This is a genomic window from Thalassospira sp. (genome assembly GCF_040218635.1).
In the GTDB taxonomy this organism is placed as follows: Bacteria; Pseudomonadota; Alphaproteobacteria; order Rhodospirillales; family Thalassospiraceae; genus Thalassospira.
Genome location: NZ_JAVJRB010000012.1, coordinates 59576 through 74397 on the forward strand (window position 1 = coordinate 59576; position 14822 = coordinate 74397).

The window sequence follows — 14822 nt, forward strand, 5'->3', positions numbered from 1 at the left end:
GAAAAAATGAAGATACTGGGTATATCTGCATTCTATCATGACAGTGCTGCAGCCATGCTTGATAACGGACAGATCGTTGCTGCAGCTCAAGAAGAGCGGTTTACTCGGATAAAGCACGATGCAGCCTTTCCTGCAAATGCCATTGATTATTGTCTGGATGAGCTGGGCATAAGCCTCAATGAGGTGGACTATGTAGCTTTTTATGACAAACCGTTCCTGAAATTCGAGCGCTTACTGGAAACGTATCTCGCCTTTGCGCCAAGGGGGTTCCAATCTTTCAGAAAGGCAATCCCTATTTGGTTGAAAGAGAAACTCTTCCAAAAGGACTTGCTGCGTAAGGAGTTGCAGCGGCATGCTCCGGACTTTGACTGGGAGAATAAGCTGCTTTTTGGTGAACATCATCAAAGCCATGCTGCCAGCGCCTTCTATCCATCGCCTTTCACCGAAGCAGTTGTTCTGACTATGGATGGTGTTGGGGAATGGGCAACGACTTCCGTTGCGATCGGGCGCGGCAACAAATTAGAGATGATGAAGGAAATCCATTTTCCGCATTCTCTTGGTCTCCTTTATTCTGCTTTCACATACTACACTGGATTTCGAGTCAACTCTGGCGAATATAAGCTCATGGGGTTGGCTCCATATGGAACGCCAAAATATGTAGATGTGATTCTGTCAAATTTGGTGGATGTAAAAGATGATGGGACTTTCCGGTTGGATATGTCCTATTTTGATTACTGTACCGGACTAACGATGACCAATGGGAAGTTTAATGCGCTATTTGGTCGTCCCGCGCGTAAACCTGATAATGATCCACTTGAACAGTTTCATATGGATATTGCATCATCCATTCAGGCTATTACAGAAGAAATAGTTCTTCGGTTGACGCGTGACTTGGCAAATCATTACGGGATAGAAAACCTCTGTCTGGCTGGCGGTGTAGCATTAAACTGTGTTGCGAATGGAAAGGTGCTGAAAGATCGCGCCTTCCAGAATGTTTGGATTCAGCCTGCTTCTGGAGATGCCGGAGGTGCTTTGGGAGCTGCTCTGTGTGCAAACTACAGGTTCTTGGATAAAGAACGGTCAACAGTTCCTGAAAAGGACAGCATGGCAGGTAGCTACCTTGGACCTGAATGGAGTGATGAAATTATTTCTCAACGTTTAGATGCGGTTGGTGCTGTGTTTACTCGTTTTGATGACGTCCCATTGATTGACATGACAGCGGATGCTCTTGCTGAGGAACGAGCAATTGGATGGATGCAGGGGCGTATGGAGTTTGGGCCACGTGCGCTTGGTGCGCGTTCCATCTTGGCAGATCCGCGTTCTCCGAAAATGCAAAAAATGCTCAACCTAAAAGTAAAGTACCGGGAATCCTTTAGGCCGTTTGCTCCTAGTATCTTGATTGAGGATCTTCAAGATTGGTTCGAGCTCGATACGGCAAGTCCTTACATGCTATTGGTTGCGGAGGTTAATGAAAAACATCGCAAGAATATGAGTAAGGAAGAGGAAGCCCTGTTTGGTATCGAGAAATTAAACGTGTCTCGTTCCGAAATACCAGCAATCACACATGTCGATTATTCAGCTCGTGTTCAGACTGTGCATCAAGATACAAACCCTCGTTACCATCAGTTGATTTCGGCGTTTAAGGAACGAACTGGTTGTCCCGTGTTGGTGAACACGAGCTTTAATGTCAGGGGAGAGCCAATAGTATGTACACCTGATGATGCTTTCCGCTGTTTCATGGGGACAGACTTGGACAATCTCGTTATAGGAAATTATTTCTTGAGAAAGGAAGATCAGGATCTTTCCTTGGGATCTGATTACAAGAATACCTTTAAACTTGATTGAGCATTTTCCAATTGAACAGGATATCTAATTTACAGGGGCAATATCCCGAGAGGTTCGGCGGCCTATTGGCAACGCTGTTGCTAGTCCCCTTTTTTCAACTGACAATCAATAATGTACAATGGGACCTTTCAAGTAGCCTGCAATGGATTTTTGTGGTTGTAGCCTTGTGTCTTATTGTTGCCCCCAGCCTCCATAAGCCTGTGGACCATCGACTTGACGCTGTGACAGTGTTTTTAGTTCTGTACGCTGTATGGTTGCTGCTTACGTCCACCTTCTCTGAATATACTCAGCAGTCCCTCAAAAGAGTCTTGCTTTTAGTTGTTCCGACGGGAATTCTTTATTTGGGACTTTCCAAGTGGAGTAAATTGGAAAGAATATTCATCGGCTTTTCCTCGGGAATTATTCTTATTTCTGCCTTTAATTCAGGACTTGCGCTGTTGTTCGCCATCAAGGTTTATTCCGACACAGCCCGTGACAGTCTTGCGCTGTTTGATTTTGGTTTTCTGACAATTAGTCAAATGGGGGCGGGGCGAACTTTCGAACTGGCGTCAGGGGATGAGCTCTACATCTTGCGTTTCTCGGGACTGATACCCAATGCTAACGGTTTGGGTCTTCTTTCTGTCCTTTCTCTTTCTTTATTGCCTTTTTGGCCAGTCAACTGGCGGGCCTATAAGAGGTTGCTCGTGTTATTACTGTTGACTGGCGTTGTCATCAGTTTCTCACGTATGGCTTTTGTGATGGCGATTGGTATTCTAATTTATCATGGCGTTGTCCGTTTCCGGAGGCAAAGACTTCTTCATTGGGTTCTTCCGTTCATTCTTATATCCCCGCTGATTTTAGTTGTCGCATTTCAATCGAATTTGATGCCTCAGAGCGTCTTTAGTCAACATCATGAATTCTTGCAATTTAGGGAGCGGGCTGACACTTGGTTCATGACCCTAGATACAATAATGGAGAGACCTTGGATTGGAACAGGTTATGGATTGGCAAGTGATCTCCTTTTCTCAGATCAAGAGAATAGAGCCATACATTCAGTGTTTTTGAATGCGTTGGTAGAAACAGGGATTATTGGTACTATTCTTCTGATCTGTTTTTGTTTGAAAGCAATAACAAGCCCTGAAAGTAGAGATAAAAAAATATCGGCTATTATTTTTGGATTTTTGATAGCTGAGGTGTTTGATCTAAGCTTGGGGCGTTTCCACTATTTGCATATGATTTTCATAGTGCTAGTAGCTGCAAATCTTCTTACATTCCCCAAGAGGAATCAAAACTATTCTAGTGAAGGTTAGTCTTTGACATAAGAAAATTTGAATATTGAATTTTTTGATCAATTCACTTCATATGTTTCCAACGAAATCAAGAAGCAGTCGGAAGACTTTGTTAGTCTGCTCTGCCTCTGACCTCATTATGTAGCCATTTCCAAGTGTGGACTGATTGACTTGTGTTTCCGCTACCAAAGATTTCGTATCTATTTTGGTTTCTGTCACAAATAGAGCCCCCCAGCCTCACAGCCGGGGGGCTCATTTCAGAGCCCAAAAGCTCCAAAAATCCTCAGTGCTTAAACCGAGCGCTTAAGCCAGATCAAACCGATCTGCATTCATAACCTTGGTCCAAGCCGCGACGAAGTCTTTGACGAACTTCTCGTGGTTGTCGTCCTGGGCGTAGACTTCGGCATAGGCGCGCAGGATCGAGTTGGAGCCAAACACCAGATCAACGCGGGTTGCGGTGTATTTGGTGGTGCCCGATTTGCGATCAACGATGTCATAGGTGTTATCGCCGGTTGGTTTCCAGCTATAGCCCATGTCGGTCAAGGTGACGAAGAAGTCGTTTGACAGAACACCTTCGCGGTCGGTGAAGACGCCGTGTTTGGTACCACCATGGTTGGTGCCAAGAACACGCATCCCCCCGATCAGAGCGGTCATTTCATGGGCGGTAAGCTCCATAAGCTGTGCACGATCAAGAAGCATTTCTTCTGGCGTAACCACATAGTCCTTTTTCGACCAGTTGCGGAAGCCATCAGCCAATGGTTCAAGCACATCAAATGACGGGGCATCGGTCATGGCATCGGTGGCATCGCCACGGCCCGGTGCAAACGGAACGGTGATGTTCACACCGGCATCCTTGGCCGCCTTTTCAACCGCAGCCGACCCACCCAGCACGATCAGATCGGCAAGCGAGACTTTTTTGGCAAGACCGGCCTGAATGCCTTCAAGGGTTTTAAGAACCTTGGCAAGGCGGGCTGGTTCGTTGCCTTCCCAATCCTTTTGCGGGGCCAGACGAATGCGCGCCCCGTTGGCACCGCCACGTTTGTCCGACCCACGGAAGGTGCGGGCGGAATCCCATGCGGTGTTGATCAGATCGGTGCTTGAAAGGCCCGATGCCAGAAGTTTGGCCTTAAGATCGGCAATTTCAGCATCAGAAAGCGTGTAATCAACAGCCGGGATCGGGTCCTGCCAGATCAGGTCTTCTGCCGGAACGTCCGCACCAAGGTAACGCGATTTCGGGCCAAGGTCACGGTGGGTCAGTTTGAACCAAGCACGTGCAAAGCAATCAGAGAAATAATCAAAGTCGTTATTGAATTTCTCGATGATCGCACGATAGGTCGGGTCGACCTTCATCGCCATGTCGGCATCGGTCATGATCGGCATCAGACGGATCGACGGGTCTTCAACATCAACCGGTTTGTCTTCTTCCTTGATGTTGATCGGTTCCCACTGGGTGGCACCGGCCGGGCTTTTTTTCAATTCCCATTCGTAGCCGAGCAGCAACTGGCAATAGCCATTGTCCCACTTGGTCGGGTGGGTGGTCCATGCGCCTTCGATGCCCGAGGTCACAGTGTCACGACCGATACCGCGTTTGGTATGGTTGTTCCAGCCAAGGCCCATTTCGGAAATGTCGGCGGCTTCCGGGGCGTCACCCAGAAGATCGGCATTACCGTTGCCGTGGGTTTTCCCAACGGTGTGACCGCCAACCGTCAAGGCAGCGGTTTCTTCGTCATCCATTGCCATACGGGCAAAGGTTTCACGGATCTGACCCGCGGTTTTAAGCGGATCGGACTTGCCGTTCACCCCTTCCGGGTTCACATAGATCAGGCCCATCTGAACCGCGGCAAGCGGGTTTTCCATGGTTTCAGGTTTGGACACATCGTCATAGCGGGTATCACTTGGGGCAAGCCATTCGCGTTCGGCACCCCAATAGGTGTCTTTTTCCGGATGCCAGATATCTTCACGACCACCGGCAAAGCCAAAGACCTTAAGCCCCATGGATTCATAGGCCATGGTGCCAGCCAAAATCATCAGATCGGCCCAGGACAGCTTGTTGCCATATTTCTTTTTGATCGGCCACAGCAGACGGCGGGCCTTATCAAGGTTGGCGTTATCCGGCCATGAGTTCAGCGGGGCGAAACGCAGATTACCGGCACCGCCGCCGCCACGGCCATCGGCCAGACGGTAAGAACCGGCAGAATGCCAGGCCATACGGATCATAAGACCGCCATAATGACCCCAATCGGCCGGCCACCAATCCTGGCTGTCGGTCATGAGGTTTTTGACGTCGGTCTTAACAGCTTCAAGATCGAGTTTTTTGAATTCTTCAGCATAATTGAAGTCCGCACCAAGCGGGTTGGTTTTGGTGTCATGCTGATGAAGGATGTCGAGGTTCAGCGCCTTTGGCCACCAATCGGTAGCGGTCTTGCCGGTCTCGGTCATGCCACCATGCATTACCGGACATTTCCCTGCGGTATTTTTTCCGTCCATTTTCTCTCTCTCCGTCGTGGCTGAGATGTTCTTGCAAACAGCTCCTTGATCCGTGTCGTGCTGCGTCAAGGCGATATGGGGACAAAACGGCAAATCCCGATTTGCTGTTTTGTATCGCCTTATGGTTGAGGCTCCTTAAGTCGTTGATTTAAACAAACCCGGTCTGATTGCGCCAGTATTTCTACGTGAAGCTTTCATGTTCAAGGTAATGTTCAACTTAAGGATCGCAACAAAACATGGTCACAAAATTCGATGCGCGGGTTTCCCCAACGCTTTAAGGAGGCTATCAAGCCTGAAGTAATAGGGGAAATAGTTATTTTATGTATTTTTGATAGCTTTAATCGATAAGTTGACAGGGGGACTTTGTGCGGGGCATGGGGCCGTTACTTTTGTGCACAGCCAACAGACTGTTTTGATACATTCGAACAGGGCGGATTGACCAAGTGCCTTGCGAATAGTATGAGGAATAAAATCAAAATCGATCATATCGATCTTTAACGGTTGGGAGCCGCGTCATTGATGGAACAAAAGACCTTGCCAACATGGGTCGCGGTTGATTGGGGCACGTCCAACCTGCGGGTCTGGGCGATGGATGATAGCGCTAACATCCTTGGCACCGTTGAAAGTCCGCTTGGCATGAATGCGATTGCCGATGATCCCGAGCTTGGCTTTGAAGGCGTTCTGATTGGCCTGATCGAAGGCTGGCTTGTGGAGGGCGCGGCACCTTTGCCGGTCGTGATCTGTGGCATGGCCGGGGCGCGGCAAGGGTGGCTTGAAGCACCTTATTGCGAAGTCCCTGCGGCACCGGCCGATCTGGCGATGGGGGCGGTTCATCCCGAAGTGAGTGACCCGCGCATTTCGGTTTCAATCCTGCCCGGTCTTTGTCAGCGCGGCGATGCCGATGTGATGCGCGGCGAGGAAACCCAGCTGGTCGGCTTTATGGCACAGAACCCGGATTTTTCCGGTTGGGTCTGTTTGCCCGGAACCCATTCGAAATGGGCGCGGTTGTCCGGTGGTCAGATTTTGGCATTTCGCACCTATATGAGCGGTGAGGTCTTTGCCCTCCTGTCGCAAAATTCGATCCTGCGTCATTCGGTCGATGAAACCTGGGATGATGTGGCCTTTGTCGACGCCGTACGATCGGCCAATGCCCAGCCAAGCGGTTTCCTTCATAGCCTGTTTACCGTGCGCGCTGGCGCGCTTGTCGCCAAGGATGGCGCGGTTGTGCCGCCCGGCGCGTCGGTTCTTTCAGGGGCTGTGATCGGGGCTGAAATCGCCGATGTGCTCAGCCTTCTGCGTGCAGGCGACGAGATTGCCCTGATTGGCACGGGGAAGCTGGCATCGCTGTATCAGGCGGCCTTGGTGGTGCATGACCATAAGGCAACCCCGATGGACGGTGCGGCCATTACCTTGGCCGGATTGGCCCGCGCACATAGCGTTGTTATTGGCTAGCCAACCGTCGTTGTGGTTTGGGGTGTTCCCCGATACCTTTCAACAGATTTAAGGCCCGGTTGACGGGCATGACAGACAGGATTACCAAAATGGCACTTCCAACCCCGGTCAACTCCCAGATCACGGACACCGCAACGCCAAACGGCCATCGCAAACTGATTGCGATTTTGCGCGGGGTGGAACCCCATGAAGCCGCCGATATGGCGCGTGCCCTGGTCGCGGCCGGGATCACGATGATTGAAGTACCGCTGAATTCGCCAGAACCGTTTAAAAGCATCGCCTTGATGAAACAGGCCGTGGGCGATGCCGCCATGATTGGCGCAGGCACGGTTTTAACCCCGCAAGATGTCATCGATCTGAAGGCTGCATCGGGTGAATTTGTTGTCTCGCCCAATTGCGATATCGAAGTGATCGCCAAAACCAAGGAACTGGGCATGGGATCGTGGCCCGGCGTTTTGACGCCCACCGAATGCTTTGCCGCGATCAAGGCCGGGGCAGATGGGCTTAAGATTTTCCCCGCCAGCATCATTGGTGCCGATGGCATCAAGGCCATGCGCGCGGTCCTGCCCAAAGACATGCCGGTTTATGCGGTTGGCGGGGTCGGGGCGGATGATTTTGCGACCTATGCCAAGGCCGGTTGTGACGGCTTTGGCCTTGGATCAGGCATCTATAAACCGGGCATGAGTACCGATGATGTTTCCAAGGCGGCTGTTGCCTATGTTGCGGCCCACGATGCGGTGTTTGCATCGGCTGGGTAAGCGGCTTTAAAAATGTAAGTGCTTGATAATGTCTTCAGAATAGTCGATTTTGAAGGTGTCCAGTTCATCAGAAGCAACGCACACTGTAAAAACAGGTGTTGTAACTGGGCGACTCTTTGGGGGAAGAGTCTAACTTCTGGGGACAGCCACAGTGAGCTATCTTGTCAACCATCAGGTGTTTGCATCGCAAGATTTGCATCAGGCACGTGAACTTCTGTTTGATCTTAACAGCATCGAAAAACTTGATGTTGTCGGCAAGAACAGCGAAGTGGATATCGCCATCCATGCCGCAGAACTTGGCGATATCGGCCTGCTATACGCATCCTTGGGGATCCGGCGGGTTCGTATCCAGACACCTTCCATTGATGATGAAGACCTGTTCTTTATGTTCGTTACCAGCGGTTCAGCACAGGTAAAGCATGGCCCGCATGAATGTGCGGTGTCGACTGATATTGGGCTGATCCGCAATATGCAATTGCCGCTATCGGCGATCGAGGACAATTTTTCCGTCCTTGGCATGCAATTGCCGGTGTCAAAGCTGCGCGCCCATGCGCATGTATTGTGGGGCCTTGATGTTGCCCGCGGTGATCTGGTGTTTGATCCTATGATGGATCTGGCGCGACCGGAAACACAGCATGTTCGCAATACCTTGGAATATGTCACCAATGCGCTTGACGGACCGCTTCGGCACTTGACCAGCCCGCATCTTCGCCGTGAGTTGGAAGACCTTCTTTTGACAAACATCTTAACGATGTTGCCGAACTCCTATGCGGATCGGCTGAAAGACAGGCCCTCATCGACAGCGATGCCCTATTACGTCAAACGTGCGCGCGATTATATTCATGATCATGCCGATGAACCGATTGGTCTGGATGATCTTGTCGCCTATGCGGGCTGTAGTTACCGGACATTGCAACGTGCCTTCGGGGACGTGTTGGATATGGCGCCGATGGCCTATGCAAAACAGGTTCGTCTCAGCCGGGCGCATGATGATCTTTTGATGGCGGGCGACGAAGACACTGTTGCCACCATTGCCCGAAAATGGGGGTTTGATCACGTTGGCCGCTTTGCCCGCATCTATGCCGGGCAATATGGCGTTACACCGTCAGAAGCCCTGCGTCGGCGCAATTAATCAGTTAAGAGAGCGCGGCAAATGCCAAAGGTCCGAGAACTGGGTTTGACCCGGCGGGTCAGCACAGGCTAAATTCCTGCCATTGCAAGAACTCCAAGAATGGGAGGATCCATTGGATCTGGGAATTAAAGGCCGTAAGGCGATTGTCTGTGCGTCGTCAAAAGGGCTTGGTCGCGGCTGCGCGATCAAACTGGCTGAGGCCGGTGTTGATCTTGTGCTGAATGCCCGCTCTGAAGGGCCGCTGAACGAAACTGCTGAATATATCCGCGATACCTATGGCGTCGACGTCACGACAGTTGCCTGCGACATCACCACCGAAGAAGGCCGCAAAAAGGTTCTGGCGGCGGTCGATGCGCCTGACATTCTGGTCAATAATGCCGGTGGTCCGCCTCCGGGTATTTGGTCCGATTGGGGCCAGGCCGAGTGGGAAGCCGCCGTGCAGTCAAACATGCTGACCCCGATCCTTTTGGCAACGGCAGTTTTGCCGGGCATGATTTCGCGCAAATGGGGCCGGATTGTTAACATCACATCCGGGTCGGTCAAATCACCGATCCCGCATCTTGGTTTGTCAAACGGGGCACGTGCCGGTCTGACCGGCTTTGTCGCCGGGACCTCGCGTCAGGTCGCCAAGGATGGCGTGATTATGAACAACCTTCTGCCCGGTCAGCATGACACTGATCGCATCAACGCCTTGATGACCAACAAGTCGAAGAATGAAGGCATCAGCCTTGATGAAGCGCGCAGCAAAACCCAGGCAGGTCTTCCGACCGGTCGTTTTGGTGACCCGCTTGATTTCGGTGCGACCTGTGCCTTTATGTGCAGCGAACATGCCAAATTCATGGTGGGGCAGAACGTATTGCTTGATGGCGGAGCGTTTAACTCCACAATGGGCTGATATGTCGCCTTTCGGCACAGGTTGGTCTGCAAACGTCCGTTTGCTGTGCTTCCGGTGCTCACGTACGCAAGTACGCTGCGCGCCGGTTCTCGCAACCAGATGTTTTCGACACACCCTGTGCCGAAATCCAACACATCACTAGGTGCCCAAAGTAAAACTGTATACGTGAATGGCGTCGTTTACTTTTGTCTATGTATTGCGCGAACTGGGGTTTGACGCGGCGACCAGCAAGGCAAAACTGCCCCGGACCTATGTCGGGTGGTCAACCGATGTGGATGCACGGCTTGCGACCCATAATAGCGGCAAAGGGGCCAGGACCACGCGCGGGCGGCAGTGGGAACTGGTTTATGTCGAACGGTTTCGGACCTTTGGTCAGGCCATGAGCCGCGAATGGCACCTTAAGCGTGATCGCAAACTGCGGAAGGCTCTGGCCGGGGAATAAATTGGCCATGGGGCGGCTGCTTTGATCAAAACAGGGCTTGCATCAAAGGGCCAAGTAACAGATATGTCCTTGCAAATATCTTCTATAAACCGGGGTAACACCAGATATGGCATTCGTTCGCAAAAATCCGCTGAAACTCAATAAATTGCAGCTTCGAACCCTTGTTCTTGCTCAGATCATCGCCAATGATCCGAATTCCGGGCAGGTCGATGAAGAGACCGGCGAAGGGACTCTTTTGCGTGTTCCCCATGCCCATGGTGATCATGTGCATGTTGGCCAGTACACTGTTGCGGCCCGTGATGCCAGCGGTTTTGAAAACCCGTCCGTCTGGGTGGTTCTGACCCGCAAAGGTCTGGTCAAGGAAGGCTATCCGGCCGCTTTGGTCCTGACCAAGGAAGGCATGGCCTATGATACCGGCCTTGGCGATCATTTCCTTGAAGAAAGCGATCACTAGGGCGGCATCGAACCGCCCGATTGGCTTCGCGCTGACATTAAAAAGCCCTGCAATCGCAGGGCTTTTATTTTGGCACAAGGGGTGGGGCGGTTATTCGACGTGGATGAATTTCCCGCCCTGAATGGTCACGAAATAACTGTTGCGGTTGCTATCGCCAAACTGGTCAAACACCAGTTCCTGATTAAGGCCCATTTGCGGGGGCAACATGGTCAGCGCATCGGCCAGCCGCTGATCAGGATGCTTGGTTTTAAGCGCGGTAAGCAGAACCGTTGCCGCGTCATAGGTCAGGACCGACGTGTAGCCGGGCGCCTCGTTAAACATGGCGGTATAATCGGCAACGAATTTTTGAAAACGCGGATTATCGTCATAGCGATCATAGGCCTGAACCAGTTCCATGCCTTCCACCGCTGCCCCGCCCAACTCAATCAGCGTTGCTGATCCTGCCCATTCAGCTGCGGCTAACGGAACATCGGAAGACAGTTTTCGGATTTCCCTGGCAAGTTCGGCGCTATCGGCGCTATCGGTGATCAAAACGATGCCACTGGGGGAGCCTTCGAGCAGTTTGGCGGCGGCATCGGCAAGTGAAATGCCGTTAACATTGATCCAGACCTTGGAAATAACCCGCCCGTCAAGTTCGTCAAATTCCAAAAGAAATTCGCGATACCAACTGTCGGTGAAGGCTTCGTTTTCGCCGTCAAGGGCAATGGAAACCGTGCTGTGATCAAGGTCGATGCTACGCTTGGCATATGCACGCGCATTCTGACGTGTTGTCGCGTTCATGCGAAACATATAGTCCCGAAAACCGGCGAATTCGGCGGCAGATACGGTCGGAGATATGGTGACAATGCCAAGATCGTTAATCACCGGCAGCATCGCCATGCCAATTGAACTGATGATCGGGCCGACAATGGCGTCAACGCCAAGTTCCTTGAACTCCCGGACATGGTTTTGTGCGGTTTCGGGTGATTTTTCGTCATCCCGTGGAATGATTTCAACCATCCGCCCGTCAATGCCGCCTTCGTCATTGGTTTGTTGGGCGGCAAGTTTTAAGGCATTAAGCGATGCGGTCCCCGCATCAGACCCCGGTCCGGACAGGCCGGCAATGAAACCGATTTTTATTGGTCCTGATTGATCACATGCGGCAAGAAAAAAACATCCAAGAATGACTGAGCATAGAACCCTGTTTGACCACATATTTTTTCGGTGCCTGTTCTCATCTATGCCCTTGCGAGGCTTTTGTTGTTTTGGTCAGAAATATCGTCTGCCATTATCGATATGGGGTCACATACACATGTCTTCAAGCGAATAAAGACGTCTGTGGCATGTCTTGTCAGCCAAAATCACGCCGGGCCTGAAGCACGCGGCCAAAGGTGGTGATCAGGCACAATGCACCAAAGATTGCGGCTATTTTTGCAAACCATTCGGGAAACAGGCATATCAGGCACAGAACAACGATTGTTTCGCTGCCTTCAGTGATGCCGGTCAGGTAGTAGAAGCTTTTCTTGCCCTGCTTGTCATGATTGCGATTTTGCTTGGTGGCAATGATGGCATAGGCCAGAAAACTTGTTCCGGTGCCAACAAAACAAAAAATCAAAAACGCCGCCATCAAGGCATGTTCAGGTCGTCCGATGGCAAAGGCCAGAATGATGCCGGCGTAAAACAGAAAATCGGCGACAATATCGTAATAACCGCCCAGATCGCTTTCCTGTGTTTTGGCATTGGGATGACGCGAACGTGGGGCCGCATGACGGGCAACTGCCCCATCAAGCCCGTCCATCACCCGCGATGCCAGGATCAGTACAAGGGCAGCGGAATCCAGTTTCAAAACAAGGCAACCAGCAGCCAAAACACCCAGGAAAAAGCCGAACCCGGTAATGATGTTTGGCGTGATTCCGGTGCCCGACAGGGTTTTGGCAACCGCATTAAGCGGCTTGTCAATCAACGGGCGCAGGCGGGCATCAAACATTTGGACATCATCCGGTTAAGCTGTTGTGATCGCGACTATAAACCTAACGGCGGACAATTGATATTCACCAGTTCGTATGTGCCAACTCTATTGGACCTAGGGGATTATTCCCCCTCCGGGATCAGGTGGTAATAAGGGCTTTCTTCCAGCACAGCATCATCGGCATGAACAAGTTTGTTTTGGCGAATGACAGCTTGGATTTCTTCGGTATAGACGTGCCCGCGTTCGGAATACCGTGTCAGGGTTTCGGCCAAAATCATGCCCGACAACGGTTCGTTGTTGGCGAGCATCTTTGCCCGGAGATCGCGGAATTCCTGATAGGCCGATCCGGTATTAAGGTTCATCATATAGGCCCGAACCGACCCGAACGGCGATTTGAAAGCAGCAATTTTGTAATCGCCAAGATGGCTGCGCTGTTCTTCGGGGGTGATGCCTTCGCCGTCATATGTCCATTGGCCAAATAATGCATTGCCCGCTGCGGCAAAGCGCGAAGTTCCCCATCCGCTTTCGATCGCCATTTGCGCCATGGCAAGGGATGGCGGGATCGGGCCGATGCGGCTTTGAAGCTCGGTGATGGTGGCCGGATCATCTGCATCTGTGCTGATCCGGTATTGGGTTGCCAGCTCGGCAATGACTGCACTGTCATTGGTGCTGATCGCGGTTTTCAAGGCCTGTTGCTGAAAGGCGATTTCATCATTTGCCAGAACCGTCAATGGACCAAGGGTGCGAAAGAAAATGCGTTTCTTGGCGGTGACAGTTAGTTGATCGGCGATCTCGTCGCGCCAGGCGCTTGGGATGGTTTGCAGGAAAAGACGCGGGATCGTGCGTTCACCGGCATCCCATGCTTCTGGCGTATAGCCCAGATCGTCAAAGAACTTTTCCAACTGCTCATAACCGTGAAGCTCGACACGGATGACGTCGCTTTTTTTCGGGACGGGCAGGGTGATGTCGGCGTGGGCCAGGTTTGCGACAAAGCTGCTTGCCAAGAGTGCGAAGATGACCGTCGCACCAAGTTTATGCCTTAAAGCGGTGTATGGCATGGTGTTCTCCCCTTGCCCGTTCCAACAGATTGCAAGACAGGGGGAGGTTACCACGTTTTGGTGAAACCAATGAAATCACAAACAAGCTCAGCGCCGAAAATCTTGCAAACGGGTGCGTTGTTTTCCGTTTTCATCAAAGTTTTCGGGCGAAATCCAGGCTTCGAAGGCGGCTTTGATCGCCGGCCATTCTTCGCTGGTGACGGAAAACCATGCCGTGTCGCGGTTGCGGCCCTTATAGACCATATGGTTGCGGAATGTACCTTCATAGCTAAAGCCAAATCGTGCTGCCGCCGCCCGTGACGGTGCATTTTGATCGTCGCATTTCCATTCATAGCGGCGATAGCCCAGCTCATCAAAGGCCCGCTTCATCATCAGATACATCGCCTCGGTCCCGCCGATAGTCTGTGAAAGTGCCGGGGCATAATTGATATTGCCAATTTCAATCACCCCATGGGCCGGGTCCATTCGCATGAAGGCGGCAACGCCGACGGCCTTTTTGCTCGTCACATCAATGATGGTGTGAAGCATCGGGTCGCTGGCCGCCGCCATGCCCTCTAGCCATGATTTATAGGCATCGAAATCATCAAAGGCATGGGTGAACAGATAGGTAAAGCGCGCCCCGTCAGAAGCCGCGTGATTGGCCTCAAACAGGTGTCGTGCATCGCGGGCAACGTCAAGCGGGCTGATAATCACGTGCTGACCGATCATATCGCTGCGCGGTGGCAGATCACACGGGGTCCAGTTTTCAACTGGACGGCCGACGGGCTTACCAAAGGCGTCTTTGTGGGACGATGTCATAAGGGTATCCTGATCTATGTGGCATATGGCACCTAAAATGAAAGTAATTGGTTCTGTAAGGAAGGGCCAGTTTGGCGAATGTGACAGGACCAATTTACATCATTGTGACGGGGCGGCCTGATCGACCCTTTCAATGACGTCTCGATTGGCAATTGTGTCGTGGCACAGCAACGGCACTTCAATGCGTTTGATCGGGGGTAAATCGGCCGGAATGATGTCGGCATATCACCGTCTGAATTGTCCACAACACTGAATGCCAGCCTTGGCGTTGGAAACAAAAGAACC

13 protein-coding genes are annotated in these 14822 nt (G+C 51.6%); 8 read left to right on the top strand and 5 right to left on the bottom strand.

Annotated elements, in window-relative coordinates:
* Positions 1 to 6: 6 nt before the first annotated feature.
* Together RIC05_RS14140 and RIC05_RS14145 are read left to right on the top strand one after the other, a co-directional pair.
* Complete coding sequence (locus RIC05_RS14140) at positions 7 to 1845, top strand: carbamoyltransferase family protein (RefSeq protein ID WP_350045388.1); 1839 nt, start codon at positions 7 to 9, stop codon at positions 1843 to 1845.
* A 65-nt stretch (positions 1846 to 1910) separates the two neighbouring features.
* Positions 1911 to 3134, top strand: a complete 1224-nt coding sequence (locus RIC05_RS14145) for an O-antigen ligase family protein (RefSeq protein WP_350045389.1) — start codon at positions 1911 to 1913, stop codon at positions 3132 to 3134.
* Between the two features lie 282 nt (positions 3135 to 3416).
* On the opposite strand, the gene katG is transcribed toward RIC05_RS14145, so the two are convergent.
* Entirely contained in the window at positions 3417 to 5600 is a 2184-nt protein-coding gene (katG, locus tag RIC05_RS14150) for a catalase/peroxidase HPI (protein WP_350045390.1), read from the bottom strand.
* Between the two features lie 519 nt (positions 5601 to 6119).
* Between katG and RIC05_RS14155 the strand changes: the two genes are divergently transcribed.
* From RIC05_RS14155 to RIC05_RS14180, 6 genes are all read left to right on the top strand, one after another.
* Positions 6120 to 7052 (top strand): 2-dehydro-3-deoxygalactonokinase, encoded by a 933-nt coding sequence (locus tag RIC05_RS14155; RefSeq protein WP_350045391.1) that lies wholly within the window; start codon positions 6120 to 6122, stop codon positions 7050 to 7052.
* Positions 7053 to 7141: 89 nt separating this feature from the next.
* Entirely contained in the window at positions 7142 to 7810 is a 669-nt protein-coding gene (locus RIC05_RS14160) for a 2-dehydro-3-deoxy-6-phosphogalactonate aldolase (RefSeq protein ID WP_350045392.1), read from the top strand.
* Positions 7811 to 7961: 151 nt separating this feature from the next.
* Complete coding sequence (locus RIC05_RS14165; RefSeq protein ID WP_350041550.1) at positions 7962 to 8942, top strand: AraC family transcriptional regulator; 981 nt, start codon at positions 7962 to 7964, stop codon at positions 8940 to 8942.
* Positions 8943 to 9054: 112 nt separating this feature from the next.
* Complete coding sequence (locus tag RIC05_RS14170; protein WP_350045393.1) at positions 9055 to 9837, top strand: SDR family oxidoreductase; 783 nt, start codon at positions 9055 to 9057, stop codon at positions 9835 to 9837.
* 169 nt (positions 9838 to 10006) lie between these two features.
* Positions 10007 to 10279 (top strand): GIY-YIG nuclease family protein, encoded by a 273-nt coding sequence (locus RIC05_RS14175; protein ID WP_350045394.1) that lies wholly within the window; start codon positions 10007 to 10009, stop codon positions 10277 to 10279.
* Between the two features lie 106 nt (positions 10280 to 10385).
* Entirely contained in the window at positions 10386 to 10733 is a 348-nt protein-coding gene (locus RIC05_RS14180; RefSeq protein WP_350045395.1) for a hypothetical protein, read from the top strand.
* A gap of 90 nt (positions 10734 to 10823) precedes the next feature.
* Here the strand turns inward: RIC05_RS14180 and RIC05_RS14185 are convergent, their stop codons facing one another.
* The 4 genes from RIC05_RS14185 to RIC05_RS14200 all read right to left on the bottom strand — a co-directional run bounded on the left by RIC05_RS14185 (position 10824) and on the right by RIC05_RS14200 (position 14537).
* Positions 10824 to 11927 (bottom strand): ABC transporter substrate-binding protein, encoded by a 1104-nt coding sequence (locus RIC05_RS14185; protein ID WP_350045396.1) that lies wholly within the window; start codon positions 11925 to 11927, stop codon positions 10824 to 10826.
* Between the two features lie 136 nt (positions 11928 to 12063).
* The gene (locus RIC05_RS14190; RefSeq protein WP_350045397.1) at positions 12064 to 12699 is read right to left on the bottom strand and encodes a CDP-alcohol phosphatidyltransferase family protein; all 636 of its coding nucleotides are present in this window, start codon (positions 12697 to 12699) and stop codon (positions 12064 to 12066) included.
* A gap of 104 nt (positions 12700 to 12803) precedes the next feature.
* Positions 12804 to 13739 (bottom strand): glucosaminidase domain-containing protein, encoded by a 936-nt coding sequence (locus tag RIC05_RS14195; RefSeq protein ID WP_350045398.1) that lies wholly within the window; start codon positions 13737 to 13739, stop codon positions 12804 to 12806.
* Between the two features lie 87 nt (positions 13740 to 13826).
* Complete coding sequence (locus RIC05_RS14200; RefSeq protein WP_350045399.1) at positions 13827 to 14537, bottom strand: GNAT family N-acetyltransferase; 711 nt, start codon at positions 14535 to 14537, stop codon at positions 13827 to 13829.
* Positions 14538 to 14822: the final 285 nt, after the last annotated feature.

What these genes read in the sequence shown, in the direction of transcription:
- katG (WP_350045390.1), bottom strand. Translation starts at nt 5,600, where the DNA reads ATGGACGGAAAAAATACCGCAGGGAAATGTCCGGTAATGCATGGTGGC.
- RIC05_RS14185 (WP_350045396.1), bottom strand. Translation starts at nt 11,927, where the DNA reads ATGTGGTCAAACAGGGTTCTATGCTCAGTCATTCTTGGATGTTTTTTT.
- RIC05_RS14160 (WP_350045392.1), top strand. Translation starts at nt 7,142, where the DNA reads ATGGCACTTCCAACCCCGGTCAACTCCCAGATCACGGACACCGCAACG.
- RIC05_RS14190 (WP_350045397.1), bottom strand. Translation starts at nt 12,699, where the DNA reads ATGTTTGATGCCCGCCTGCGCCCGTTGATTGACAAGCCGCTTAATGCG.
- RIC05_RS14155 (WP_350045391.1), top strand. Translation starts at nt 6,120, where the DNA reads ATGGAACAAAAGACCTTGCCAACATGGGTCGCGGTTGATTGGGGCACG.
- RIC05_RS14200 (WP_350045399.1), bottom strand. Translation starts at nt 14,537, where the DNA reads ATGACATCGTCCCACAAAGACGCCTTTGGTAAGCCCGTCGGCCGTCCA.
- RIC05_RS14195 (WP_350045398.1), bottom strand. Translation starts at nt 13,739, where the DNA reads ATGCCATACACCGCTTTAAGGCATAAACTTGGTGCGACGGTCATCTTC.
- RIC05_RS14140 (WP_350045388.1), top strand. Translation starts at nt 7, where the DNA reads ATGAAGATACTGGGTATATCTGCATTCTATCATGACAGTGCTGCAGCC.
- RIC05_RS14180 (WP_350045395.1), top strand. Translation starts at nt 10,386, where the DNA reads ATGGCATTCGTTCGCAAAAATCCGCTGAAACTCAATAAATTGCAGCTT.
- RIC05_RS14175 (WP_350045394.1), top strand. Translation starts at nt 10,007, where the DNA reads ATGGCGTCGTTTACTTTTGTCTATGTATTGCGCGAACTGGGGTTTGAC.